Source organism: Burkholderia sp. WP42 (genome assembly GCF_000745665.1).
Taxonomy (GTDB): domain Bacteria; phylum Pseudomonadota; class Gammaproteobacteria; order Burkholderiales; family Burkholderiaceae; genus Burkholderia; species Burkholderia vietnamiensis.
Map to the genome: position 1 here is coordinate 213,421 of NZ_KN050723.1, position 24,078 is coordinate 237,498.

Here is a 24,078-nt window from a genome sequence, read left to right on the forward strand (position 1 = left end):
CGGCGCCGTCAGCCGCGTGGGTCGAGCAGGCGGCCGTACGGGCCGTGCAGCGCGAGCGTCGGCTGCGCGCCGTAAAAGCCGGCGATGCCGCTCCACGCGCGGTGGTTCAGTTCGAGCAGGAACAGGATGCGGCGCATCGCGATCGTCTGGCGCACGGGATCGATCGCGGCGATCTGCTCGAACGTGTCGCGCGAGATGCTGTTGTGGTTCAGCGATTCGTTCAGTTCCTCGTGGTCGCCGGACACGCTGTGGAACGCGTCGTTGTCCTTGACCGCCGCCATCAGGCGCAGCGACATCTTCGGCGGCTCGCCGAAGATGCCCTCGACGACCATGATCGCGGCGAACGACGACACCGGGTCGACATCGGCGAGGAGCGTGAGCGCGTCGACGAACGCGAAGTGCAGCGGCAGCGGCACGATCTGCGCGAGCATGCGCGGTGCGACGCCGAGCGCTTCGCAGGTCGTGCTTTCGAGCGCCTCGTGGCCGTATTCCTCGCCGTAGTAGCGGAACATCATCGTGCGCAGCGGAATGCTGAGCCGCATGCTCAGCAGCGGCGCGATGATTTCCACGAAGCGCCGCGTCACGTGGTACTGCTCGATGAACGGGCCGGCGACGAGCGGCGAATAGCCGCCGTTCAGCGCGTCCACCGCGCTCACGTACGGATTCTCGCCCCAGAGGTTCAGCGTTTCGCGCGTGATCAGCTCGGTCTGTCGCATGAACTCGAGCCCGTTCGACAGCGACACGGCCGGCACGTCCGCGCACGGCAGCCGCTGCGCGTCTTCACCGCTCGCGGCGACGAGGCTCGACGCGACGAGCCACAGATGCGACATCAGGTCGTGCTCGTCGTACAGCCCGGCCGTGTCGAACCGCGCGTCGTCCGCGGCGCTGGCGCGCGGCGCGCCGGAGAACGCATCGAGCATCAGCGCGACGGCTGCCAGCGTGAGCGGCGCGGCGCGGCGGAAGTATTCGAACTCGATGCGCAGCAGCGCGAGATGGAAGTTGGGTTCGACCTGCGCGTCGAACGGATCGTCGTGCGCGTCGAACAGCGTGCGCGCGGAGGCGGGTCGATCGAGGTGCAGTCGGAGCGTCGCGGCATCGCGCGCGACCGCGTCGCGCCGCGCGGCGTCGAGCGTGGCGAGGCTGGCCGCGACCGTCTGCGCGATGCACGAGTCGATCCGCGCGGCCTGCGCGGCAAGCGCATCGGCGGCCGTGTCGTCGGCCTCGCCGATCAGCGAATGCGTGTCGAGAAACGTGCCGAGCGCGTGCCAGCCAGAGTCGGGTTCGCTTTCGCGCAGCGTCCACCACAGCGGCGACGCCGTGTCGGTCAGGCTGTGGAGTTGCGCGGCGATCTGGTCCGCGGCGTCGCTGGCGTCGAACGCCAGCCGGTATTCGTGCGCGCCCGCGCGCATGCTGACGAGCGCCGAGCCGGGCTCGTGGTGGATCGCGTCGACGACGAGGCGCGGCGACTGATAACGCTGAAATGTCCAGAGTTCCATGGCGACCCTCAGTGGAAGATGCGCGGCAGCGGCGCGCTGTCGTCGGCGTAGTAGGCGAGGATGGTGTCCTCCTGGCGCACCAGCGTCTCGACCATCAGCGAGACGTTGCGTTTCGTGACCGTGCAGGCTTCGGGATCGATCGCGGTGTCGAGCGCCATCAACTGCCGCGAGATGTCCTCGTGCCGGTACGTGTCGTTCAGGTCCGCGTGTGCGCGCAGCGGCCGGTAGAACGCCTCGGGCATGCCGAGCGCGACGCAGCGCGCGTCGAACGCGTCGATGAATGCAGGCTGCGCGCGCTCGAACAGAAACAGGCTCGCCTTGAACGACAGCGGATGCTGGCGCGCGTGCACGCCGAGCGCGGCCGCGAGCGAGAACGTCGCGGGCAGCGGCTGGTGCTGCTCGATCTGCGCCTCGGCGAGCCCCACGGCCTTCAGCGACGCCTCGAGAAACCGGTCGTGGCCGAGCTCCGATTTCAGGAAGTCCTGCAGCAGCGTGCGCTCCGCGGGACTGGCGGCCCAGCCGAGCGCGGGCCCGATCAGCCCCGGCGCCGCGCGCACGATCCAGTAATACTCGAGCGTATAGCCGATCAGCTGGCGGCGCGTCGCGCGTTGTTCGACCAGCGCGCGCAGGAATGCCGAGCGTGCGCTGCGCGCGGCGGTGCGCTCCGCGATGCGGCGGATGTCGCGGTAGAGCTGCGCGCCGCTGGTCGCCACCGCGGCGCGGCGCGGATCGGATTCGATCAGCAGGCGCAGCACGTTGAAATCGGCGAGCAGCGGCGGGATCTTGTCGGCGATGCGGGGCGAGCGCGCGGCCAGTTCCTCGGGCGTCATGCCGCCCGCGTGCAAATCGCCGATCAGGCGCGCGACGTCGGTCGCCTCGTCGGGCGCGAAGCGGAACGCGCATTGCCGGCCGCCGGCGCTCAGCACGGCGCCGCTATCCGTGAGCTGCGAGGTCACGATGCCGCGGAATTTCGGCATCGCGGGAGCTGCGAGCGAGCTGTCCATGGTGGTTGCCTCACAGGTCGGACACGCGCCGCAGCAGCGGCGCGTCGGATGTGTAGTAGTGCCAGACGGCCGTGTAGAAGTCGTCGTAGAGCTCGACGAACAGCCGCAACTGGGCCTTCATGCGTGCGACGGTGGCGGCATCGAGCACCGGCACGTCGTGAAAGATCGCGCGTGTCAGGCTGCCGTGCGCCGCGTTGAGGTTGATGGTTGCGTGCGTCTTGAGCGGGCCGACGAGCCCGTCGGGCAGTTGCGCGCGCTCGCACGCCTGGATGAAGCTGTCGTGCTGCATGCCCTGGCCTTCGAGCAAGCCGAGCGTCGTGAAGAAGAACAGCGGATCGCTGTGCGACCAGTACGCGAGCGCATTGCACAGCCCCATCGTCTCGGGCAGCGGGATCGCATCGAGCATGTCGGCGCGGCTCAGCCCCGCGAAGTTCAGCGCGCGCAGCAGGATCTCGTCGTGTCCGTACTCTTCGGAGAAGAAGCGGTTGAGCGTCAGTCGCACCGGCGTGCTCGGCACGTAGGACAGCACGGGCGCATCGAAATAGCTTTCGCGGAACAGGAAGTGCCAGTTCTCGATCACCATGCCGATCGCGAGCCGCTCGGGCAGGTCGCCCGGCGAGCGTGTGTCGAGGCATGCGCGCCAGAACGGGTTGCGGTAGAGCGTCTCCTCGCAGTACTGCTCGACGAGATCCTCGATCTCGAGGATCACTTCCGCGCCCGCGCGACTCGCGACCGGCGCGTCGTCGTCGATCAGGCCGGCCTCGTCCAGCGTGCCGACCAGCTCGTCGAGCAGCGCGCGCGGCAACGCGGGCTCGTCGCGCGCGATCTCGTCGAGATCGCGGCGGCCGTCGAACTGGTCGAGCGTGCGGGCCAGCGCGGCGGCGGCGTGCGGGCCGTCGGGCAGCGCGTCGACGTGCCCCAGCGTCACCGGCGTCACCAGCCGCGGACGGGATGCGGGCGATTCGATCTGTTCCATGATGAGACTCCCGAAGTGGGCGCACGGGGCGGGCGCGCGGCTCGCCCCGCAACTGGCTGAACCGGTGCCGCGGCGATTACAGGTGGATCGCGATCAGCGTCGGCGTGCCATCGGGCTTGTTGACGGTGACAAGGTAGTGCTTGCCGCCGAGCGTGCCCGTATTGATGTAGAGATCCACCTTGTGGCCGTCGAACACGTTCTTGGCCGGTTCGGCGTTCTTCACTTCATGAACCGTGGGCTGATGGGTATTTGCCATATCGATCACCGTTTTGAAAATTAAAGGAGCTCCGGCCTGATTCGAATAATCGGGCTGGATGATTTACAGTGAAATCCGGAATGCAATGTGAATATCGGATATATTCCTTTTCATCCGTCGTGCGGACGATTCCTTAACTGATATTCATCCGCACATGGTCATGAACGCGGCCCGTGCCGAAAGCGGCTGACCGTCCGCATGTTTTGCAATCGCAATCTTGAGATCGGCCCCGCCGACGATCAGCGCGTGACGATCGGCGCCGGCGCGCGGGTCGACCGTCTGCAAAGCGTCGACTTCCTTGACGGCGACCTTGGTGCCTCGTGGCACGATGACAGTAAGCGGTTCACTCATAGCAACCTCCGACGATGAGAACGGGCGCAAGCGCCCCGCCGCCATTAGCGCGGCACGCAGCCGTGCCGCGGCCAGGCGGCACCGGAGCGGCGGCATCTCCGATCTTCAAATGGGTTGGGATGATTCCAAGGAAGGGGCCCCTATTTATATTCTTGTAAAAACTAACTTTATTTTAAACGTCCGCTGATTTCTTGAATTGGCGGAATCATGGAGATAATCTAGTACAACGTTTGCGCAATACAAGATTGATTTAATCGCCCGTGCGATTATTTTCTCTTAATCAGCGCATGCGTCGATCGTTTCGAAAAATGCATCGGACGATGGTCGAACAACCGGAGACGAAGACATGGGCGAGATGACGGAAATCTGCGTGCGGCCGAGGCTGCGGCATTGCACGCTCGTGGCGCTGGCCGGCGAGCGGCTGGCGATGATCGTAGGCGACGAGCGTTTCGAGCTCGAGCAGGTGCAGGGCAGCCGCGACGCGTTCCTGCGCATGAAGCGCTACCTGGACGGGCGACATACGCTCGATGACATCGCGCAGCGTTCGGACGTGTCGATCGGCAGCGTGCGGACGATCGTCGGGCAACTGGACGAACTGGGCCTGCTGCGCCGCGAACAGCCGGCCGCCACGATCGCCGTGGCGGATTTTCTCGAGCGGGTCGAGCGCAGCACGCGGATGTGGCGCGCGCAGATCGGCTATCACCGGTTGTTCGGCATGCTCGAGCGGGGCGAGGCAAGCCGCGACCTGATCGCCGGGCTGCTGCTCGAGACCTACCACTTCGTCCGGCTCGCGCCGCGTCACGTCGGCGCTGCGATCGCGCATTGCCGCGACCAGGCGACGGCCGAGCTGCTGTGCGGCTACCTGGCCGACGAGTACGCGCATCACAGGCTGATCGCTGCGTCGGTCGAGAAGCTGGGCATTCCGCGCGAGCAGATCCGCGACGCGCATCCGGTGATCGGCACGCTGTCGCTCGTGAACATGCTGTGCGAGGTCGGCCGCGCGTCGTCGCTCGGTTACCTGTGCTGCCTGAAACTGATCGAGGCGAGCCCCGAGGACGAGGCCGGCGCGCGCGGCGCGTGGCGCGAGATCGCGCGCGCCGCCGTGCTCGATGCGGACGTGTTCGACGGCCTGATGCGCCATATGCGCATCGACGTCGGCGCGGGCCATGCGGGCCTGCTGGAGCAGGCGCTTGCGCACACAACCGACGTGTCGGCCGACGCCGCGCACGTCGCGATCAACCACATGCACGACGTGAAGCACGCGTTCGATCAGTTTCATGACCAGGTGATCCAGTACTACACCGACATGTCGAACTACGTGCCGCGGCTCAAGGTCGATTTCTTCTCGCTATGAGGCGGGGGGTGCAGGCGATGAGCCTGCGACGGTGTCGAGGTCTTCAATCTCGGCGGCGCAGCGGCCGGGTTCGGGCTGATCGGCACGACCGCACAGTTGCCGCGTCCGAGCCGAAACGACTGAAGCGGGCGGCGCAGGAAAGCGATCGCGTTGCCGGCCGATGGGACAGCGTCTGCAACGGACGCCAATGAAGGGGAAGAAAGGGAAGAAGGAAACCACAAGCTGCCGGCCGGCTTCCCGCCGCCCGGCAGCCCACAACAACGACCGGCTTACTCGCCGCTGTCGCTCTTGATCTGCGGCAGCGCCGACGATTCACCCGGCGTCAGCAGACCGACTTGCGCATAAACGCGCAGTTTGTCGCGCGTATCGGTGATGTCGAGGTTGCGCATCGTCAGCTGGCCGATCCGGTCGCGCGGCGAGAACGTCGACGCAACCTTCTCCATCGACAGGCGTTCCGGCTGATACGTGAGGTTCGGCGACTTCGTGCTCAGGATCGAGTAGTCGTTGCCGCGGCGCAGTTCGATCTTCACTTCGCCGGTGATCGCGCGCGCGACCCAGCGTTGCGCGGTTTCGCGCAGCATGATCGCCTGCGGGTCGAACCAGCGGCCTTGATACAGCAGGCGGCCGAGACGGCGGCCGTTCTCGCGGTACTGCTCGATCGTGTCTTCGTTGTGGATGCCGGTGACGAGACGCTCGTACGCGATGTACAGCAGCGCGAGCCCCGGAGCCTCGTAGATGCCGCGGCTCTTCGCCTCGATGATCCGGTTCTCGATCTGGTCGCTCATGCCGAGCCCGTGGCGGCCGCCGATGCGGTTCGCTTCCAGCAGCAGCTCGACCTGATCCTTGAACTCGACGCCGTTCAGCGCAACCGGCTGGCCGGCTTCGAAGCGCACCGTCACTTCTTCGGCGGCGATCTTCACGTCGTCGCGCCAGAACGCGACGCCCATGATCGGGTTGACGATCTTGATGCCGCTCTCGAGGCTTTCCAGATCCTTCGCTTCGTGCGTCGCGCCGAGCAGGTTCGAGTCGGTCGAATACGCCTTCTCGGCCGACATCTTGTACGCGAAGCCCGCCTGGTTCATGAACTCGGACATTTCGGCGCGGCCGCCGAGCTCGTCGATGAACGTCTGGTCGAGCCACGGCTTGTAGATCTTCAGATCGGGGTTGACGAGCAGGCCGTAGCGGTAGAAACGCTCGATGTCGTTGCCCTTGTACGTGCTGCCGTCGCCCCAGATGTTGACGCCGTCTTCCTTCATCGCGGCGACCAGCATCGTGCCCGTGACCGCGCGGCCGATCGGCGTCGTGTTGAAGTAGGTGACGCCGGCCGTCGTGATGTGGAACGCGCCGCTTTGCAGCGCCGCGATGCCTTCGGCGACGAGCTGGGCGCGGCAGTCGATCAGACGGGCGCCGGCTGCGCCGTATTCGATCGCGCGCTTCGGGATCGCATCGTAATCGTCTTCGTCGGGCTGGCCGAGGTTCGCCGTGTATGCGTACGGGACGGCGCCCTTCAGTTTCATCCAGTGCAGCGCGGCGCTGGTGTCCAGGCCGCCGGAGAAGGCGATACCGACCTTCTGGCCGGTCGGGAGGCTTTCGAGAATCGTGCTCATAGGAATTACCGTGGATTGAAGCCGGTGGATCGTATTTCGCGGAATACGCGAGTATCGGCTGTCCGGGAAGTTGGGGCAAGACCTGATTTTCGCGCCAATGCATCGTCAGCCCTGCCGCGACAGGCCCCGCGCCCGTTCGACCGCCCGGAAAATCCGCCGCGACGCGCCCGCGCATGACGGTCGGAGCCGACTGGAAGGCGCGAGCACGCCTGGCCCCGTCTAACGGCACCGACCGGCAAAAACGACCGAAGCCGGCCGCTTGCCCGCGCAGCGCATCGAAAGCAATGTGAAAGGTGTCGTGCCGAAGTCGAAGTACGGCCCGCCGACGCTCAAATATTCCACGCCTGGGCGGTATCGAGCAGTTTCTCGCGCAACACGTCCACTTCGCCGGCCAGCTTCGCGCTGATCGACACGTAGCCCGACAGCTGCGGCGGCGGTGCGTCGTGAGCGCCGTCCACCGGGCGGCGGCGCGGCACGAGCCGGCTCGGCCTGCCGAACTTGAGCGCGCGGCTCGCGCCGATCAGCGTGTCGCGGATGCGCCGGTTCACCGGCTTCATGTCGCGCAGCATGTACTCGTGGACGGCGCGGTCGTCGCCGGCCGGCACGGCGCTCGACAGGATCTCAAGGTAGCCGATGCAGAGCCGCAGGCCGCGCTGGATCGCCTCGAGCTGCGCGACCGGGATATCGCGTTCCTTCGACACCGACGGCATCAGCGAACGCAACTGCACCAGCAGCGCGCTGAGCGCGGCCATTTCCTTCAGATGCGCGTCGTCGCTCACGTGGCGGTCGCCGGCGATCCGCGCATGGACGGCCGCGCACGCGCGCAGCGCGTCGGCGAGCTTGTAGCGCCACGAGTAGGTCGCATAGAGCGGCAGCGCGAACGAGAACGCCAGCGCGATCGCGATGCCGGCCAGGACGTTCACTGCGCGCCACAGGCCGTCGGCGATCTCGTTGTCGCCGTGCCCCGCGACGATCACCAGCGTGATCGCCGACAGCAGCGCGATGTAGCCGGCCTTGCCGATCGCGTGGTAGGCGCAGACGCCGCAAGCGAGCGCCATCAGCAGGTAGATCGCGACCGGCGCATGCAGCATCGAATGGAGCACGATCAGGCCGAGCCCGGCGAGCGCGCCGATCGACGTGCCGAGCGCGCGCTCGGCTGCCTTCTTGCGGATGTTGCCGTGGTGCTGCAGCCCGCCGACGACGATCAGCACGGTGATCGTCGACCATTCGCCGTGCGGCACTTGCAGCCCCGTGGACAATGCGATCGACACGAGCACCGCGAGCGCGACGCGTGCCGCGTGGATGAGTTTCGCATGCCGGTAGCGGCGGTACGGGTCGAGCAGTGGACGGAGCGCTTGGCGCAGGAGCGACGGAAGTGGGGCGGGAAGCGGGGCGGTCATGACGAAGCGAGGAGGGCCGGAAAGGCGGACCGGCCTGCGCGGGCCGGCGCGGGCCGCTCGCGCAGCTGGCGTTACGCTAGCCGAACGCGGCCGGCCTGTCCACGGGGACGTGGCGCGGCACGGCGGCCGGCCGCGGCGTCACGCGTCGGCCGCGCTCGTCTCGGCGTCCGACACGCGATTGCGACCGCCCGACTTCGCGCGGTACAGCGCTTCGTCGGCCAGCCGCAGCAGCGTCGCTGCGCTCACGCGGCCGCCGACGGCGGTCGCGACGCCGATGCTCACCGTCAGGTGCCCGTACGGGCTGCGCTCGTGCGCGATGTCGAGCGCGGCGATGGAGCGCCGGATCGCGTCGGCGACGGTCGCCGCACCGCGCGCATCGGTGTCGGGCAGCGTGACGACGAATTCCTCGCCGCCGTAGCGCGCGACGTGGTCGCTGTTGCGGCGCAGGCAGCGCGACGCGGTTTGCGCGACGCGACGCAGCACGTCGTCGCCGGCGAGGTGGCCGTAATGATCGTTGAAGGCCTTGAAGTGATCGACGTCGACGAACAGCACCGACAGCGGGCGCCCGCTGCGCGACGCGCGCTGGGCTTCCTTCGTGAGCACCGTGTCGAAGGTGCCGCGATTCTCGACGCCGGTCAGCGAATCGGTGTGCGCGAGCCGGTACAGCTTCGACTCGGCGATCTGCCGGCGCTTGAGCTCGCGCGACAGCGCGAGCGAGCCGCCCGCGATGAACGCGGTGAACAGGCCCATCAGCACGGCCGTCCAGATCGTGCGGTGCCGCCACGACGCATAGATGTCGGTCTCGGCGGGCGCGACGTCGACGGTCAGCGGCAGGTTCGCGAGGTGCTTGTACACATAGATGCGCCGCACGTCGTCGATCACGCCGACGCCGACGATCGCGCCTTCGCGGTTGCGTCGCGCTTCGATGAACAGCTGCGCGTCGCGCAGGTTCAGCCCCACCATGCGCGCGTCGTACGGCAGGCGCGACACGAGCGCGCCGTTGTCCTCGATGATCGCCGCGCTGCCGTGCGTGCCGACCGCGAGACCGTCGAGCAGCGCGCGGAAATAATCGACGCTGAGCGTGCCGACGACGATCCCGCCGAACGACCCGTCGGGCAACGTGATCCGGCGGCTCAGTGCGATCGTCAGCGCGCCGCTGCGCAGCCGCGACGCATACGGGCGGCTGATGTAAAGCCCCTGCGCGAGCCCGTCGCGATGGACGGTGAAATAATCGCGATCGGAAAAATTGCCTTGCCGCGGCGGCGAGACGCCCGAATCGATCACGATATTGCCGCGCGTATCCATCACGAAAATGGCGCCGAGATACGCGCCGTTTGCCGCGCGGTCGAACAGCATCCGATGACGCTGGGTGGCCGGCAATGCTGCCAATTCGGGATCGGCGAGCCCGTCCACGACGTTTTGCAGCGATAGATCATACAATTCGATATTGCGCGAAATATCGCGCTCGATCAGAAGCAGCAGGTTGCGCGCATTTTCGACCGCGTGGTCGTATGCGTCGCGACGTGCCTCGATCAAAAGCGATGCCGACAATCCCCAGCTGAATACCAGTAGCGCGATACCTGCGACCAGTACGCCCCGGGGCGACAGAATGCGGGACACGACCGACGGGGTATAGCGGCGCAATGCGACAAGCAGCGGGCGTAGCTTCATCCTGGAGGGGTGGGGGTGCGGGCATTTCGTCGTCGACGATTGCGCACGTTGATTATTTCGGAGTGAATCGCATTATCTCGCGAAATCGGAATTCTCGCCGCGCGAGGCAAAACATGCATCTCAACTGTCGATTTGAAAACGGTTACGCATCATTACCCTGGTCGTATGAATGACGTTGATTCAAATCAATTTTCAGTATCGGTTATTTCGTCTGATTATTGTGAATGTCCGCGGCAAAATGTCGTTTTCAGCCAGTATTTTCGCCATCGTGAAATAGGGGCGTACCACGTCCGCGGATTGCCCGCCACGCCGCGTGCAAAACGTTGACTGCGCCGCCGCGCCGGCATCGCCGCGCGTTCCGCGGCCGGGTCGTCGCGGGCGAATCGGGTAGAATCCGCGCTTCGCCGCAGCCGCGCGGCGTGCAACGCATATCGGGGCCGTATCGCAGGCGGCACACCGCGTCCCGATTCCGCATGCGCCGGCCCTGGATGCCGGCTCGCTCAACGTTCGTCTCGTTTATGTCTGCAATCCCGAATTCCGACCCACCCGGTTCGCCCGCGAACCCTCCCACGCTTCATCGCGCGCTCAAGGCGCGCCATCTGACGATGATCGCCATCGGCGGCTCGATCGGCACGGGCCTGTTCGTCGCGTCCGGCGCGTCGATCTCGCAGGCCGGCCCCGGCGGCGCGATGGTCGCGTACATGCTGATCGGCCTGATGGTCTACTTCCTGATGACGAGCCTCGGCGAAATGGCCGCGTTCATGCCGGTGTCGGGCTCGTTCGCGACCTACGGCGCGAAATACGTCGATGAAGGTTTCGGCTTCGCGCTCGGCTGGAACTACTGGTACAACTGGGCGGTGACGATCGCGGTCGAACTCGTCGCCGCGCAGCTCGTGATGCACTACTGGTTCCCGGACGTGCCGGGCGTGTGGTGGAGCGCCGCGTTCCTTGCGGTGATGTTCCTGCTCAACGCGCTGACGGTGCGCGGCTTTGGCGAGGCCGAATACTGGTTCGCGCTGATCAAGGTCGTCACGGTGCTCGCGTTCATCGGCGTCGGCCTGCTGATGATCTTCGGCATTCTGAAGGGCGCGCCGGCCAACGGCTGGGGCAACCTGACGATCGGCGATGCGCCGTTCGCCGGCGGCTTGCCGGCGCTGATGGGCGTCGCGATGATCGCGGGCTTCTCGTTCCAGGGCACCGAGCTGATCGGCGTCGCGGCCGGCGAATCGGAGCATCCGCGCACGACGATCCCGCGTGCGGTCCGCCAGGTGTTCTGGCGCATCCTGCTGTTCTACGTGCTGGCGATCTTCGTGATCGGCGTGCTGATTCCGTACACCGACCCGAACCTGCTGAAGAGCGACGTGACCGACATCGGCGTGAGTCCGTTTACGCTCGTGTTCCGTCATGCGGGCCTCGCTTTCGCGGCCGGCGTGATGAACGCGGTGATCCTGACGGCCGTGCTGTCGGCCGGCAACTCGGGGATGTATGCGTCGACGCGCATGCTCTACAACCTCGCGACCGAAGGCCGCGCGCCGAAGCTGTTCGCGAAGCTGTCGCCGGGCGGCGTGCCGCGCAACGCGCTGTACGCGACCACCGCCGTCGGCGCGCTGTGCTTCTTCACGTCGCTGTACGGCGACAAGACCGTCTACCTGTGGCTGCTGAACACGTCGGGCATGACGGGCTTCATCGCGTGGCTCGGGATCGCGATCAGCCATTACCGGTTCCGCAAGGGTTACGTGACGCAGGGCTACAGCATCGATCAGCTGCCGTACCAGTCGAAGTGGTTCCCGTTCGGCCCGCTGTTCGCGTTCGTGCTGTGCATGGTGATCGCGCTCGGGCAGGACTATCAGGCGTTTCTCGCGAACCGCATCGACTGGGCGGGCGTGGCCGCCACCTATGTCGGCATCCCGCTGTTCGTCGTCGTCTGGCTCGGCTACCGGCTCATGAACCGGAGCCGCTTCGTGCGCTACGAGGACATGGAAATCGCGCCGTGGATCGCCGCGAACCGCGGCGGCGCTGCGCCGCGCGTCGAGAACCGCGAGACGGCCGGCTGATTTCGCCGTCGCCTTCGCCGGCCGCGGCACCGTGACGCCGTGACGCCGGTGCGGCCGTGCCGTGTGCGATCCGCGATTCGCGATTCGCGATGAAAACGGGAAGCCGCACGTCCTTCCTTTTTTTTGTCGGCTTTCCGCTGCGGGGGGTCAAAGCCGGTTATATTTCCCGACCCTACCGGGCTCTCGTCCCGGCCGGCGCGATGCGCGCCGCGCGGATCGGCATCCGGCGCGCGCCTCGGGCGGCGGCCGGCCGCGCCCGCCGTTTTCATCGTTCCGCCGCGGCCTGCACGGCCGGCGGAACGCGCAACCCAGAGGAATCCATGAGCGCATCACCCGCCGAGCGGAAGGCCGGACCTGTTTCCATCGTGCGAATCGAAGCCGCGATCAATGCGTGGCGCGAAGTGTATCCGCCGGCACCGGACGGCGAAGACGGCTACGTGCTCGACGCGGGCAGCAACTGCCTCGCCGAGCTGTACGGCACGATGATCTGCTACCGGTTGCCCGACGTGCCGCTCGATTCGCTGAGCGACGCGCAGCGCGATGCGCTGTACGCGACCGAGGCATGACGCGGCCACCGCGCTGCTGCGCTGTCGCGGCGCGGTGTCGGTGATGGAACGGGAAGCCGCGCGGCTTCCCGTTTTGCTTTGTGCGGCGGCGCCCATTGCCCGCGCCGGCTGAGGTATCGTGACGGCATCGCGAGCGGGCGCTCACGGCGTGACGAGCGCGGGCATCTGCGCACGGTGCCGCGCGCGTGCCCGTCGCGCGTCCGGGAGGAATCGAACATGGAGTTGAGACATCTGCGCTACTTCGTCGCGGTGGCCGAGGAGCGGAATTTCACGCGCGCGGCCGAGCGGCTGCATATCGCGCAGCCGCCGCTGAGCCGGCAGATCCAGCAGCTCGAGGAGGCGCTCGGCGTGTCGCTGTTCGAGCGCAATGCGCGGCCGCTGAAGCTGACCGACGCCGGGCGCTTCTTCTATTCGCACGCGGTGCAGCTGCTCGCGCAGACGGCCGAACTCGAATCGATGACCAAGCGCGTCGGCAAGATCGAGCGCAGCATGTCGGTCGGCTTCGTCGGCTCGACGCTGTACGGGATGCTGCCGAAAATCATCCGGCGTTTTCGCAGCGAGTATCCGGCCGTCGAGCTGAGCCTGCACGAAATGTCGACGATGGATCAGATCAAGGCGCTGAAGGAAGGGCGCATCGACGTCGGGTTCGGGCGGATTCGCCACGAAGATCCGAGCGTGCGGCGCGTCGTGCTGCGCGAGGAGCGGATGATCGTCGCGCTGCCGGTCGGTCATGCGCTCGACGGCGCTAAGCCCGTGCTGTCGCTGCACGACCTCGTGAACGACACGCTGATCATCTTCCCGAAGGCGCCGCGACCGAGCTATGCGGACCAGGTGCTCGCGGCGTTCCACGACCGCGCGCTGCAGCCGCGGCGCATCTACGAGACGCGCGAACTGCAGATCGCGCTGGGCCTCGTCGCGATGGGCGAGGGCGTGTCCGTCGTGCCGCACAGCGTGTACGGGCTCAAGCGCGACGACATCAGCTACAAGCCGCTCGACGATCCGAACCTAGTGTCGCCGATCATCATGAGCATGCGGATGCTCGACGAATCGGAGGACATCCGCGCGATACAGGCGCTGATCTACCGGCTCTACGACGAATCGCAGATCGAGTATCTGCATCCGCAGCCCGAATGAGCGCGCCGCCGCCGGCGGCTTGCTTGACGCCGCGCGTGCGGCCGCCATCATGCAGACGACTGACCACCCACACGTGCACCCATGACCGACATCGTAATCGACGAAAGCTGGATCGAGACGCCGTACGGGCGTCTCTTTGCTAAGCGCTGGCGCGGCGCGCAGCCAGCCGGGCAGGCGTGCGCCGCACCGATCGTGCTGCTGCACGATTCGCTCGGCTGTGTCGAGCTTTGGCGCGACTTCCCCGCGCAGCTCGCGCGTGCCGCTGCGCGCGACGTGATTGCATACGACCGGCTCGGCTTCGGCCGTTCGGACCGTCACCCAGGACAACTCGCCGCGACGTTCGTGCGCGATGAGGCCGAGCACGACTTCGCCGCGGTACTGGAAGGGTTCGGCGTCGACCCGTTCGTCGCGCTCGGGCACAGCGTGGGCGGCGGGATGGCGGTTGCGTGCGCGGCCGCGCATGCGCGACGCTGCCGGGCGCTGATCACGGTCGCCGCGCAGGCATTCGTGGAAGGTCGCACGCTGGACGGCATTCGCGACGCCGCCCGGCAATTCGACGTGCCGGGGCAGCTCGACCGCCTCGCCCGGTATCACGGCGACAAGGCCGAGTGGGTGCTGCGTGCCTGGGTCGACACGTGGCTGTCGCCCGCGTTCCGCGACTGGACGCTCGACGACGAACTGCCGCACGTGCGCTGCGCGACGCTTGCGATTCACGGCGCGCAGGACGAGTACGGCTCGGATGCGCATCCGAAGCGGATCGCCGCGCGTGTCGCGGGGCCGTCGTCGTGGCTGTTGCTCGACGGATGCGGGCACGTCCCGCACCGCGAGCGTCCCGCCGACGTGCTCGCGGCCGTCGCGACGTTGCTGCACGACGCGCACGCGTAAGCGCGCGTTCGTTGAGACGCACGCGGCGGGCCGCGCCCGCCGACGCTCAGAACGCCAGCTGGATCGCGAGATCGATCGCGAGCAGCGCGATCGAGCAGCCGATCCCGAGCACCACGTTCGGCACCCGATGCTCGAAATCGCGATGGTCGCGGCGCATCGCGGCGCCGAGCAGGAAGATCGCCTCGACGACGATCTGCAGCCCGACGAACAACAGCATCAGCAGATACTCGTAACCCATCTGCTTGAACGCGCCGAATTGCATCCCGTGATCGCGGATCCACTGCCCGACGCGCAACAGCTCGTAGGCGAACAGCAGCGCGGGAAACAGATAGCTGATGAAGTAAGTCGGCGCTGTGGCGTGCCGCAGCTCGAGGTGGAAGTGCTGATGCGTGGTAGCCATCACGAAGCCCTCCTTGCAATGCATGATTGCGGTCGCGACGGCGGCGCGGCGAGGTGCGGGCCAAACGGATGTCCCGATGCTGCGTGCGCGGCCGTACGACGTCAGCATACTGCTGCACGGGAAATTTGGCATGCGCTGACGGCGTTCGTCGTAACAAACCTGTTGTGCAGTGCGCAAACGGGGCAGCGCGCGGCGAGGTCGCGTGCGTGCTCAGAAATGCCCGGTGAACCGATAGCGGCTGCCGGGATGCCACAGATTCGCGACCGACGCGACCATCCCCTGCGACCACGTGCGCCGATGCAGCAGCAGGCACGGTTCGCGTTCGTCCATCGTCAGATGGCGGCGTGTCTGCGCATCGGGCAGCGCGGCCTCGATCCGGTATTCGACCCGCTGCAGCGGCGCGACGCGCGTCAGGTACTGGTTCGGCGTCGTCGCCGTGAAGTCCTGCAATGCGTATTCGGGCGCGCAGGCCGGATTGACCCAGCGTTCTTCCAGTTGCACGGGTGTGTCGTTCTCGAAGTGCAGCACGCGCGAATGGAAAATCGGGCTGCCGGTGTCGAGCTGCAATTCATCGGCGAGCGCTGCATCGGCGACGGCGGCGCCGACTTCGAGCACCTGCGCGTGGTACGCATGGCCGCGCGCGGCGACTTCGTCCGAGATGCTGCGGATCGCGACCAGCGTCGACTCGTATTTCGGCGATGCGACATAGGTGCCGGAGCCGCGTGTGCGCGTGAGCACCTGCTCGGCCGTCAGCTCGCGCAGCGCGCGGTTGACCGTCATGCGCGCGACGTTGAATTCGCGCGCAAGCTCGTTCTCCGACGGCACCTGGTCGCCTTCCGCCCACTCGCCCGAATGAATGCGCGCGAGGATGAAGTCCTTGATTTCCTGATAGATCGGTGTGGTCATGGCATTGCTGTTCGAGAGACGGCGGCCGCGTGCCGTCGCGTGCCGGCGGTCATCCGCGGTTCGTCCCGGGTTCATCCGGTGCCCGGGCGGAGTGTACCGGGTTCGATGCCGCGCCGGCCCGCTTGCGGGCCGGTGCTTCGGGTAAGTCCGGCGTCCACGCGATGTGCTCGCGACCGGCTGCACCGGCGGCAACCACCGCATCGGCGCGCGTTGCGGCTGCAAAAGTATAGACAAATGCAGGGTTACGCCTCTGACAGGAACGCCATGAAGAAACGCGCGCTCGGTATCGCCCTTGCCTGCATCGCGGCCGGTGCGCACGCAAAGGATTGGTCGACGCTCCGCTTCGTCGCCGCAGGGTGGCGACAGTCGAATGGCGGACGAGTGCGCCATCGAAAGCATATGTCGCGTCGATCGTTCGCTTCGTGTTGTCGTTATGTGTGGGTGTCAAACATCGTCAATTCCATCCTGACCGGTACACCGCGTAGGGTCGGCGGGCGTTAAGCCGGTATCAGCCGAATCGGCGGCTGACCTATCCGGGAGCGTTCCATGAACCGCATCGTGAAGATTTTGACGGCCGGCGCACTCGCATGTGCCGTGCTCGTGCCGGCCCTCGCCGAAGCGCATTCGCACCGCGTGTGCCATTTCGATCATCACCACCATCGCGTGTGCCGCTGGGTGCGCTGAGCATGGCTTTGCCCGGCTACGGCCGGGACGATGTCGCGATACAGGCAATCAGGAGAGGACGATGAAAAGGACGATGTTGATCGCCGCGCTTGCTGCCGGCTTCGGCCTGTCGGCCGCTGCGTTCGCACAGGTGCAGGCGCCGGCCAGCGCGCCGGCTGGCACGACCGGCCTGTGCAAGGACGGCTCGTTCTATGCGGGCGCGTCGAAGAAGGGCGCGTGCGCAGGACACAAAGGCGTGAAGGCCTGGTATGGCGCGTCGGCTGCTGCTGCGGGCAACGCATCGGCCGGCGCATCGGCTGCACTGCCCGCGACGGCTGCGTCGGGCGGTGCTGCATCCGGCGCCGCGCCGGTGAAAAGCGCGTCGGCCGTAGCCGCCGCAGCCGCGCCGGGCGGCGGCGCGGGCAAGGTATGGGCCAACGACAGCACGAAGGTCTATCACTGCTCGACCGACAAGTATTACGGCAAGACCAAGCACGGCAGCTACATGTCGGAAGCCGATGCGAAGGCGAAGGGCTTCCACCCGTCGCACGGCAAGGCCTGCTCGTAATGCGATGGCGCGGGTAGGTTTCGCGCCGAGTCCGTCGACGCGCCGTTGGGCGTCGTGCCCCGCCGTTGTGGCGGGGCTTTTTTGTTTCGTTGCGGATCGTCGGGGGCAGCCTCGGGTTGAGTCCGGAGCCATGAAGCGTCCGACGATGACACGTTGAGCATCGTTGACAACCGTTCCTCGTTTTGGGAGGATATTTTCAGTCTCGGGGTACCGCTACCTCTTACGCTTGCTCTAACGTTCGGTATAAACGTTGGGCTGGCGAGGTACGTTCATGTCCCCCACCCAAGCCGCATGGCTCATTCTTGCTGCGAGCGTCGCCGCTGAATCACTCGGCACTGCAGCCCTCAATCTCTCCGTTGGCTTTACTCGCCTGCTTCCGTCAGTACTGACCGTGACGTTCTACGTGGCAGCTGTCATTCTGATGGCCGTCGCGACGAAGAGAATCGAAATGAGTTTGGCATACGCAGCCTGGGCTGGAAGCAGCGCCGTGCTGACGGTAGTGATAGGTTTCGTCTGGTTTGGAGAGTCGATGAACGTCGTTAAGGCGATTGGATTGATCGCTGCGATATCCGGCATCGTTTTGCTGAACTTCAGCAGCAACGGCGCATAGCCCGCCCACGGACGCTTCGGAGAACGCTGGATGACTGCGCAGGGACGGGTTATGCGTCGTGCATGAACGCCAGTGTCCGGGCCGGTTGCCGCGCTCGGGTGTGGGGCGCAGTACGGCCAAGAACGGTCGATCGACACAGCGCCTAGATCGCTGACAATCGGGGCGCATTCACCAAATTGGTAGTTGCGGTCCTGAACGCTCCGGTACGTAGAATTTTGAATTTCACGTGGTGGCGCATGCATGACTACCTAACCGAATAGTTGCGTAGGCCGTCCGATGCTGACTCATGCTAGTCTCCGAAGACGAAAGGGAGGCTTTCATGCAACGAACGATCGCGTACCGCGGCTTCGAGATTCAGGTCGAATTGACTCCGGCTGCTGATGAGGACACCTTTGACGTGACCTTTCAGATTAAAGGCGCCACAAACCTCGAAGTGCTCGGCGCGCGGGGAGGCCGCATCTCGTTGCGCAACGGCCCTTTTACTGAGCGATGGGCCTATCTGGTAGCCGAAATCGCCGGCCAAGCTGCTATCGACGTGTTACTCGGTCCCGTCGACTGATTCCATGTTTATTTCCCGATGCAATACTCTCAGTGATCGCATAGGGGACGGCGCTATTACACTGGCTATATCAGCGATGTGGGCTTGCCGCCCGTTGCGGCGCCGATGGATTTCGCGGGGTGCTTCGAAGCCTATGTGGGCGGTAGCTGGCCGACCTTCGATCCGCGAAACAACGCGCCGCGTAATGGACGTGTTTTGACGGCATACGGGCGCGATGCCGCGGATGTCACGATCAGCAATGCATTCGGGGCCGCCGTGCTAACGCACTTCAAGGTGCACTGCGACCAGGCAGGACCGAGCCACGATCCTGCCGACGCTGAGCCGGCGCGGAAATGTACGGATAGGATGCGTCGCGTGGCAACGTCGCCGTTCGAATCGAACGGTGAATTGCGCAGAGCTGAGCGTTCGTGGCGCAACGTCCTAAGACTGGTCAAAGCATTGAGGTCCCCCCCAGCGGCCGCTTTGGAGAAGGTTGAATGCCCGTTGTGGGTCAATCCGAGACCATCGCACGTTGCAACGCGTCTGCCGACCGCATTCGGCCATTTTGATACGTTCGACATCGCGGTGTGGTTCGTCGACAATCCGCTGGGGGTTCAGCCTCCAGCGTCACAACTGCCCCAACTCGCGAACAATCGGATGGCGCAAGAATGACCTCGCACGCAGAAATATATTTGAGAGATTTTCATCGGCGCCGGGCAGGAGCAACGCGTCGAGCCTATGGTAATCGACCTGCCCGATCTGCGCAGGCGGCATACCCTTCCTCCTATCACGCACTGGCGAATCGTGTGCCGAATGAAGCGATGTCGCGGACTGTCCTCGACCTGGCATGTGGCGATGGGCCATTGCTGCAAATTCTGAACGACAGGGGGCATGCAGCCACGAAGCTGATTGGCATAGACATGAGCGATGGCGAGTTGAGCGTGGCTCGGGGAATATTGCCGCACGAAATACGATTGCTCAACGAGCGCGCACAAGAAATGTCGCTCGATAGCGGTTCAGTAGACTACGTGCTGTCGCACATGGCTCTCATGCTGATGGACGATATCGAACAAGTGGTCCGAGAGATTCGCCGGGTATTACGTGACGGCGGCAGTTTTTCCGCTATCGTGGGGCGGAGCTTTTTGACCGGCAAGGTCGGCGAAGTCTTTTGGGACATCTTCAAGCCAATCGCGAAGGCTCGGCTCACCGAGTTGCGACTCGGCGACGCGCGCACGCGCAGTGAAGCCGGTTGGCAAGAACTGCTAAAACGCGATTTTGTTGATGTGGCTTTTGAAGACATCGACATCGACTGGACGCCTACACCCGAGCAGCTGTGGTTGGACATGCTGGACACCTACGATGCCGACAGGATGTCGGAAGCGGCGCGCGCGCAGTTCATAAGTGAACTGTTGTCGGCGTTCGCGCCCATGCAAAGCGACGACGGTACGTTGCAAACTGGATGGGGCCTGCGTCTGGTTCAGGCCACTGCTGCCTAGCGTTAGCGGCGAGTTCGAAGGACGGCTCAGGTAGCACTGAGGTCGCTTGTAGATGCTCTCAGCCTGGGCTGATCTGCGACGGTCGCACGTTGCAGGGGTAACCGGCTGCATCCGACCAGACGCGAATGCGATCTGCGCCACGCCTGACGCTGAATGGCCGTTAGAGGCAAATCTGACAGGCCGCACCGTGTCGGAAGCCCACATCCACGGAACTCCACGAAGGTTACTTTTCGCCGTTTCGCGACGCGACGCGACGCGCCGCAATGCGCAATGCGCAATGCGCAATGCGCAATGCGCAATGCGCGATGCGCGATACGGGATACGCGATACACGACACCGACTCACCGGCACGCTAGTCACCCCTCACTGCCCAACCCCGCCCGCCGCGACCGCTCGCGGCCGCCCCTTGCGGCCCGCGAGCTCCCGCGTAAGCGCATCCGACACATAATGCGGGCCGTCGAACAAATACACCGAATACCCGCGATAAACAGCCAATTGCGCGGCCAGCTCATCCGCAGTGGCCGCGCGAAACCCACCACGCTCCGCGGGTCGGAACGCCTCCGCGATCAGCCGCACGCGTCGCTTGCCCAGCCGCGCGGCCAAGTCATCGACGTACGTACGCGCGACATACGGTTCGCGCGCATACACGCCGCAACCGTCCTGAAACAACACACCGACATCCGCGGGCAGCCACGTGACGAGCCAGTCGGCCAGCGCCTTCCCGCCGATGTTGCTCTGGTCGTACACGCTCACCCACAGCGGTCGCGGCAACCGGTTCAGGATCGCCGCGAGCTTCGGCGCGTCCTGCCAGGTCGGATCGATTTCGACGGGGAAGTAATAGCCGGTGACATGCAGCGGAACCGGCGCGCGTGCGACCGCGACCGCCTGATCGGCAAGTGCCGACAGCTGCGTGCGCGCACGCCGTTCGTCCTGGTAGCCGGCCAGGCCGAGGATCACGTTGCGGGCCCACGGCTCGCGGCCGATGCGTTGCCAGTCGGGAAGATGCGCGGCCGTGCGCATGCCGGTGCCGGCGAGATACGCGGTATCGTCGACGGCACTCCACTGGATCAACAGCTCATGCACGCCGAGCTGCTGCCAGTTGCCGGCCGGATTGATCGTCGCGTTGTCGAGCTGCCAGACGATGCCGTCGGCGTGCACGTCGTGCGCCGTCCAGCTGCAAGCGGTCATCGCCAGCGACGCGGCAACGGCCGCGAACGGCGTCGCATGCGCCACGCGCACGCGCCGGCGCGGCCCGGCGGCCTGCCGGAGCCGGCCGATACGCTGCCGCAACCTGCGCAACGCGCGGATGGCATAGATGGTCATCGCTTGCCTCCAGATAAGCCCTCCCGCGCATCATCGTAGCCCATCCGAAGCACACGCGCGATCCGCATCGTCATTGCGGATCGCGCGCTTGCGGCCAGCCGCGTCACTTGGCCGTCGTGCCGTCCACCCAGGTATAACCGAGGTTCGTGATGCCGGTCACGAGACTCTGGAAATCCTGCAATGCAGGCAGCCGGAGGTCGGGTTCGAGCCAGTACGGATGGAAGAAGAACGACGCGAAGCCGTCGCGCACGGCCAGCCCGTACTGTGCATTGGTCACGAGCTGCTGCCACGTGTACGTGATGCACGAGAACTGGTCGATACTGCAAATGTTGTACTGGATGCTGCCCAGGTTCTCCGGAATGATCCGCTGTCCGTAGTAATCGGAGTTGATGATGTACGGGAAGAACTGCCCGGCCGAAAAGTCCTGGTTGGCTGCGCCGGTGCCGAGCTGTGGATTGGTCGCCGTGTAGTAGACGGCCCGCTGGAACGTGGTCGGGAACGTCGCGGCCGTCGCCGCCGCCGCCTTGGGCGACACCTGATACTGCGGCGCAGCCCAGCCGACGATCTTGTAGCCGTTGGCCGTGAACTCGAGCAGCCCGTTCGTCATTCTGTCCTCCGCCCATTGCACCGAGTCCTCGTCGACCGGCCGGTTCTGCACCGCGTACCAAAACTCGTAGTCGCTGCCGCTGACGGCAGTCAGCAGATTCGGCGTCGAGTCGTACTGGTGCGTGTAGCCATGCATCACGATCGAGCCGCCGCGCGGGATTGCGTAGTTCAGCGCATTCTTGAGCCCCGTTGCCTGCGCGAGATGGATGGTCTGTGGCACGCCGCCGTTGTAATAACCGTTCGGGTCGGTATACAGCGGAATGGTCGCCATCGTGAACTTGATCCTCTTCGAGTACAGGTAGTCGGTGAGCTGCTTCATCGAACTCGTCGTCGTAAAGGCGTCGAGGTCCTCGAGACGCACGAGCGCACGATGATTCACCGGTGCGTTGGTCTGCAGGATGTCGTGCAGCATGTCGCAGATCACGAGGTAGCGATCCGTCGGCCCGATGTAGGAGAACGGAACGTCGGCGAAGTACCAGAGGCGGCCCGAGCGCATCACGTACGGCGCGGTTGCGCCGCTCTGGCTGTTCTTCATCGTGACGAGCACCTGCGCCTTGGTCGCATCGACCACCTGCGTCAGGCCGACGTCCGGGTCCGCGCTGACGGCGCCGGTCGACGCGTTGTACGCGTAGTACTTCACCATCGGCAGGTTCTTGTAGGTGATCGTGTCGTAGAAGCCGGGGTTCGGATTGCTCGACGAAGGCGTCGCGTTCAGCCCGGCCAGCCCCTGAAAACTGAACCCGAAGGTCTGGTTGAACGTGTACGCCGTGTTCCATGCGAGCTGCCACAAGTTGTACTTGAACCAGACGACCGTCTTCGTGGCGGTCATCACGTCGCTCATGAACGCGGTCGGAATCGGGTTGTTGTAGTAATCGCCGATGTAGAACGTCACGTCGTGATTGCCGACCATGCCCGACGTGTAGTTCTGGATCGGAACCAGGTCCACGGTCGTATTGAAGTGGCCGAGCAGATTGCGCAACATGATGCTGTACATCAGTCCGAGCTTCGAATACGGGTCGTTGGCCGGGTTGTCGTAGAGCACGAGCGTGCGGGCAGTGGTGGTCTGCGCGTGGGCCGTGCCGGGCGTCGCGATTTGCACGAAGCCGGCCAGCAGCGCGATGACGATCAGGATCTTCTTCATGGCCGTTTCTCCCTATTCGCGTTCCACGTTGCCGCCAGCCTTCTTGACGGATTTGGGGCTGAACGGCGGGCGGCCGGTCTCCTTGTAGGCCTTTTCCCAATCCTCGTCGGACATGCCGGCCTTCACGCGCACGTGCGCGGAGCCGTTCGGCAACGGCGGTGGCTTCACCTTGCCGCTGGACGAGCTGCTGGCTTGCTGCGCGTTTGCGGCCTGGAGCGGGCCCGTCACGACGAGCGCGGACGTCAATGCAACGAGCAGCCCGACGGCGCTCACCCCGGTTCGGAAAGAGTGGTTTCGATGCGAAGGCATGGTGTTCATCCTTTGATAGGCAAATTGCGATCGCCTCGTTCGGGAAACGAGCACGACCAGCCCCCCCGATCCGTAGCTGGACTTCATGTCGTGATTTGTTGTGCGCCTGATACCGGATAAGCAAATGAAACCGGTCGGCTGTGTTTCAAGCCAGATCCATACCATCCACCGCAAACGCGCGCCGTGCCGGGACGCCGACATCAGCGCCGCGCGGCAAGCCGGAATTGCAGCGATAAACGTTGCACGCGCGTAACGCGGGCACAAGGCGGGGCCCGACCGCGAGTGCCGCGGCGAACGTCGCGCGACGCACGCGCGGCGCGCTGCGCACCGCCGCGCGCGGGCCGGCTGGCGGGCCGTTCGAATGGCGGCCCATCATGCCGCCGAGCGCGACGTGCGCGCCGTTCGTCCGAGCCGCGCGCGGTCGTGGCCGGCGTCGCTGCGCGGCCGACCTGTCGGACAGCTTTCACGCGCGGCGCGACCGCACGTTTCAGTGCTGAAACATTTGGCCTGCCTTCGCGGTGCCGGCCGCCTGCCGCGCATGCCGGCACCCCGCGAGCGACAAGGATTGCGTGCCGATGGCGCACGACTTGCTTGACGAGTCGTGCGTGCGGACGGCGGTGTACGGGGGGCCGTGCGACGCGACCGACGCCGGCGGTTTCGCGTGGGCATGACCGCAGCAGTGTGCGGCGTCTCGTTGGAATCAGCGTCGGAAAATTTGCGCGAGCGCGTCGATGGCGCCTGATGCGTGAGCGTGCGATTCGGCC

The 24,078-nt window shown here is 65.6% G+C and carries 23 protein-coding genes and 1 pseudogene; 11 read left to right on the forward strand and 13 right to left on the reverse strand.

What is annotated here, in order from left to right:
- Positions 1-8: 8 nt before the first annotated feature.
- The 5 genes from EX20_RS23520 to EX20_RS29970 form a co-directional block, all read right to left on the reverse strand.
- Positions 9-1,496, reverse strand: a complete 1,488-nt coding sequence (locus tag EX20_RS23520; RefSeq protein WP_014724533.1) for a hypothetical protein — start codon at positions 1,494-1,496, stop codon at positions 9-11.
- An 8-nt stretch (positions 1,497-1,504) separates the two neighbouring features.
- The gene (locus EX20_RS23525; protein WP_224056523.1) at positions 1,505-2,500 is read right to left on the reverse strand and encodes an iron-containing redox enzyme family protein; all 996 of its coding nucleotides are present in this window, start codon (positions 2,498-2,500) and stop codon (positions 1,505-1,507) included.
- Positions 2,501-2,510: 10 nt separating this feature from the next.
- Entirely contained in the window at positions 2,511-3,476 is a 966-nt protein-coding gene (locus tag EX20_RS23530) for a heme oxygenase-like domain-containing protein (protein ID WP_014724535.1), read from the reverse strand.
- 76 nt (positions 3,477-3,552) lie between these two features.
- Entirely contained in the window at positions 3,553-3,732 is a 180-nt protein-coding gene (locus tag EX20_RS23535) for a hypothetical protein (protein WP_034194930.1), read from the reverse strand.
- Between the two features lie 144 nt (positions 3,733-3,876).
- Positions 3,877-4,083 (reverse strand): hypothetical protein, encoded by a 207-nt coding sequence (locus tag EX20_RS29970; RefSeq protein WP_224019383.1) that lies wholly within the window; start codon positions 4,081-4,083, stop codon positions 3,877-3,879.
- 346 nt (positions 4,084-4,429) lie between these two features.
- Here EX20_RS29970 and EX20_RS23540 point away from each other — a divergent pair, with 346 nt between their 5' ends.
- A complete protein-coding gene (locus tag EX20_RS23540; RefSeq protein ID WP_014724538.1) occupies positions 4,430-5,437 on the forward strand; it encodes an iron-containing redox enzyme family protein in 1,008 nt (335 codons plus the stop codon).
- Positions 5,438-5,706: 269 nt separating this feature from the next.
- On the opposite strand, the gene argG is transcribed toward EX20_RS23540, so the two are convergent.
- The 3 genes from argG to EX20_RS23555 form a co-directional block, all read right to left on the reverse strand.
- A complete protein-coding gene (gene argG, locus EX20_RS23545) occupies positions 5,707-7,044 on the reverse strand; it encodes an argininosuccinate synthase (protein WP_014724539.1) in 1,338 nt (445 codons plus the stop codon).
- A gap of 329 nt (positions 7,045-7,373) precedes the next feature.
- Positions 7,374-8,444, reverse strand: a complete 1,071-nt coding sequence (locus EX20_RS23550) for an FUSC family protein (RefSeq protein WP_011881449.1) — start codon at positions 8,442-8,444, stop codon at positions 7,374-7,376.
- 138 nt (positions 8,445-8,582) lie between these two features.
- Positions 8,583-10,115: a GGDEF domain-containing protein gene (locus EX20_RS23555; RefSeq protein ID WP_034194931.1), complete on the reverse strand. Its 1,533-nt coding sequence runs from the start codon at positions 10,113-10,115 to the stop codon at positions 8,583-8,585.
- 518 nt (positions 10,116-10,633) lie between these two features.
- Here EX20_RS23555 and EX20_RS23560 point away from each other — a divergent pair.
- The 4 genes from EX20_RS23560 to EX20_RS23575 all read left to right on the forward strand — a co-directional run bounded on the left by EX20_RS23560 (position 10,634) and on the right by EX20_RS23575 (position 14,754).
- Positions 10,634-12,169 (forward strand): amino acid permease, encoded by a 1,536-nt coding sequence (locus EX20_RS23560; protein WP_011881451.1) that lies wholly within the window; start codon positions 10,634-10,636, stop codon positions 12,167-12,169.
- Positions 12,170-12,489: 320 nt separating this feature from the next.
- Positions 12,490-12,735 carry a DUF3717 domain-containing protein gene (locus EX20_RS23565; protein WP_011881452.1) on the forward strand — a complete coding sequence of 82 codons (246 nt, stop codon included), beginning with the start codon at positions 12,490-12,492 and terminating at the stop codon, positions 12,733-12,735.
- A 216-nt stretch (positions 12,736-12,951) separates the two neighbouring features.
- Positions 12,952-13,869, forward strand: a complete 918-nt coding sequence (locus EX20_RS23570; protein ID WP_011881453.1) for a LysR family transcriptional regulator — start codon at positions 12,952-12,954, stop codon at positions 13,867-13,869.
- Positions 13,870-13,950: 81 nt separating this feature from the next.
- Positions 13,951-14,754 (forward strand): alpha/beta fold hydrolase, encoded by an 804-nt coding sequence (locus EX20_RS23575; RefSeq protein ID WP_034194932.1) that lies wholly within the window; start codon positions 13,951-13,953, stop codon positions 14,752-14,754.
- Between the two features lie 46 nt (positions 14,755-14,800).
- On the opposite strand, the gene EX20_RS23580 is transcribed toward EX20_RS23575, so the two are convergent.
- Together EX20_RS23580 and hutC are read right to left on the reverse strand one after the other, a co-directional pair.
- Complete coding sequence (locus tag EX20_RS23580) at positions 14,801-15,154, reverse strand: hypothetical protein (protein ID WP_011881455.1); 354 nt, start codon at positions 15,152-15,154, stop codon at positions 14,801-14,803.
- Between the two features lie 210 nt (positions 15,155-15,364).
- A complete protein-coding gene (gene hutC / locus EX20_RS23585; RefSeq protein WP_011881456.1) occupies positions 15,365-16,060 on the reverse strand; it encodes a histidine utilization repressor in 696 nt (231 codons plus the stop codon).
- A 546-nt stretch (positions 16,061-16,606) separates the two neighbouring features.
- Between hutC and EX20_RS32610 the strand changes: the two genes are divergently transcribed.
- The 6 genes and pseudogenes from EX20_RS32610 to EX20_RS23605 all read left to right on the forward strand — a co-directional run bounded on the left by EX20_RS32610 (position 16,607) and on the right by EX20_RS23605 (position 19,935).
- Complete coding sequence (locus tag EX20_RS32610) at positions 16,607-16,744, forward strand: HHHH-motif protein (RefSeq protein ID WP_014724546.1); 138 nt, start codon at positions 16,607-16,609, stop codon at positions 16,742-16,744.
- A 61-nt stretch (positions 16,745-16,805) separates the two neighbouring features.
- Positions 16,806-17,291: a DUF3761 domain-containing protein gene (locus EX20_RS23590; protein WP_034194933.1), complete on the forward strand. Its 486-nt coding sequence runs from the start codon at positions 16,806-16,808 to the stop codon at positions 17,289-17,291.
- Between the two features lie 271 nt (positions 17,292-17,562).
- Entirely contained in the window at positions 17,563-17,901 is a 339-nt protein-coding gene (locus tag EX20_RS23595; protein ID WP_034194934.1) for a DMT family transporter, read from the forward strand.
- 319 nt (positions 17,902-18,220) lie between these two features.
- Positions 18,221-18,460: a hypothetical protein gene (locus EX20_RS23600; protein WP_027792420.1), complete on the forward strand. Its 240-nt coding sequence runs from the start codon at positions 18,221-18,223 to the stop codon at positions 18,458-18,460.
- A gap of 51 nt (positions 18,461-18,511) precedes the next feature.
- Positions 18,512-18,745, forward strand: a pseudogene (locus EX20_RS31325) (transglutaminase family protein); the annotation flags it as partial.
- Positions 18,746-19,107: 362 nt separating this feature from the next.
- Positions 19,108-19,935, forward strand: coding sequence for a class I SAM-dependent methyltransferase (locus EX20_RS23605; protein ID WP_034194935.1), 828 nt, complete (start codon positions 19,108-19,110; stop codon positions 19,933-19,935).
- Between the two features lie 363 nt (positions 19,936-20,298).
- Here the strand turns inward: EX20_RS23605 and EX20_RS23610 are convergent, their stop codons facing one another.
- From EX20_RS23610 to EX20_RS23620, 3 genes are all read right to left on the reverse strand, one after another.
- Complete coding sequence (locus tag EX20_RS23610) at positions 20,299-21,258, reverse strand: alpha-amylase family protein (protein WP_034194936.1); 960 nt, start codon at positions 21,256-21,258, stop codon at positions 20,299-20,301.
- 103 nt (positions 21,259-21,361) lie between these two features.
- On the reverse strand, positions 21,362-23,005 hold the full coding sequence (locus EX20_RS23615; protein WP_011881464.1) for a DUF2334 domain-containing protein: 1,644 nt from the start codon (positions 23,003-23,005) through the stop codon (positions 21,362-21,364).
- Between the two features lie 12 nt (positions 23,006-23,017).
- A complete protein-coding gene (locus EX20_RS23620) occupies positions 23,018-23,401 on the reverse strand; it encodes a hypothetical protein (protein ID WP_224056520.1) in 384 nt (127 codons plus the stop codon).
- Positions 23,402-24,078: the final 677 nt, after the last annotated feature.

Coding starts and splice junctions, on each gene's coding strand:
- EX20_RS23520 (WP_014724533.1), bottom strand. CDS start 1,496: ATGGAACTCTGGACATTTCAGCGTTATCAGTCGCCGCGCCTCGTCGTC.
- EX20_RS23525 (WP_224056523.1), bottom strand. CDS start 2,500: ATGGACAGCTCGCTCGCAGCTCCCGCGATGCCGAAATTCCGCGGCATC.
- EX20_RS23530 (WP_014724535.1), bottom strand. CDS start 3,476: ATGGAACAGATCGAATCGCCCGCATCCCGTCCGCGGCTGGTGACGCCG.
- EX20_RS23535 (WP_034194930.1), bottom strand. CDS start 3,732: ATGGCAAATACCCATCAGCCCACGGTTCATGAAGTGAAGAACGCCGAA.
- EX20_RS29970 (WP_224019383.1), bottom strand. CDS start 4,083: ATGAGTGAACCGCTTACTGTCATCGTGCCACGAGGCACCAAGGTCGCC.
- EX20_RS23540 (WP_014724538.1), top strand. CDS start 4,430: ATGGGCGAGATGACGGAAATCTGCGTGCGGCCGAGGCTGCGGCATTGC.
- argG (WP_014724539.1), bottom strand. CDS start 7,044: ATGAGCACGATTCTCGAAAGCCTCCCGACCGGCCAGAAGGTCGGTATC.
- EX20_RS23550 (WP_011881449.1), bottom strand. CDS start 8,444: ATGACCGCCCCGCTTCCCGCCCCACTTCCGTCGCTCCTGCGCCAAGCG.
- EX20_RS23555 (WP_034194931.1), bottom strand. CDS start 10,115: ATGAAGCTACGCCCGCTGCTTGTCGCATTGCGCCGCTATACCCCGTCG.
- EX20_RS23560 (WP_011881451.1), top strand. CDS start 10,634: ATGTCTGCAATCCCGAATTCCGACCCACCCGGTTCGCCCGCGAACCCT.
- EX20_RS23565 (WP_011881452.1), top strand. CDS start 12,490: ATGAGCGCATCACCCGCCGAGCGGAAGGCCGGACCTGTTTCCATCGTG.
- EX20_RS23570 (WP_011881453.1), top strand. CDS start 12,952: ATGGAGTTGAGACATCTGCGCTACTTCGTCGCGGTGGCCGAGGAGCGG.
- EX20_RS23575 (WP_034194932.1), top strand. CDS start 13,951: ATGACCGACATCGTAATCGACGAAAGCTGGATCGAGACGCCGTACGGG.
- EX20_RS23580 (WP_011881455.1), bottom strand. CDS start 15,154: ATGGCTACCACGCATCAGCACTTCCACCTCGAGCTGCGGCACGCCACA.
- hutC (WP_011881456.1), bottom strand. CDS start 16,060: ATGACCACACCGATCTATCAGGAAATCAAGGACTTCATCCTCGCGCGC.
- EX20_RS32610 (WP_014724546.1), top strand. CDS start 16,607: ATGAACCGCATCGTGAAGATTTTGACGGCCGGCGCACTCGCATGTGCC.
- EX20_RS23590 (WP_034194933.1), top strand. CDS start 16,806: ATGAAAAGGACGATGTTGATCGCCGCGCTTGCTGCCGGCTTCGGCCTG.
- EX20_RS23595 (WP_034194934.1), top strand. CDS start 17,563: ATGTCCCCCACCCAAGCCGCATGGCTCATTCTTGCTGCGAGCGTCGCC.
- EX20_RS23600 (WP_027792420.1), top strand. CDS start 18,221: ATGCAACGAACGATCGCGTACCGCGGCTTCGAGATTCAGGTCGAATTG.
- EX20_RS23605 (WP_034194935.1), top strand. CDS start 19,108: ATGACCTCGCACGCAGAAATATATTTGAGAGATTTTCATCGGCGCCGG.
- EX20_RS23610 (WP_034194936.1), bottom strand. CDS start 21,258: ATGACCATCTATGCCATCCGCGCGTTGCGCAGGTTGCGGCAGCGTATC.
- EX20_RS23615 (WP_011881464.1), bottom strand. CDS start 23,005: ATGAAGAAGATCCTGATCGTCATCGCGCTGCTGGCCGGCTTCGTGCAA.
- EX20_RS23620 (WP_224056520.1), bottom strand. CDS start 23,401: ATGAAGTCCAGCTACGGATCGGGGGGGCTGGTCGTGCTCGTTTCCCGA.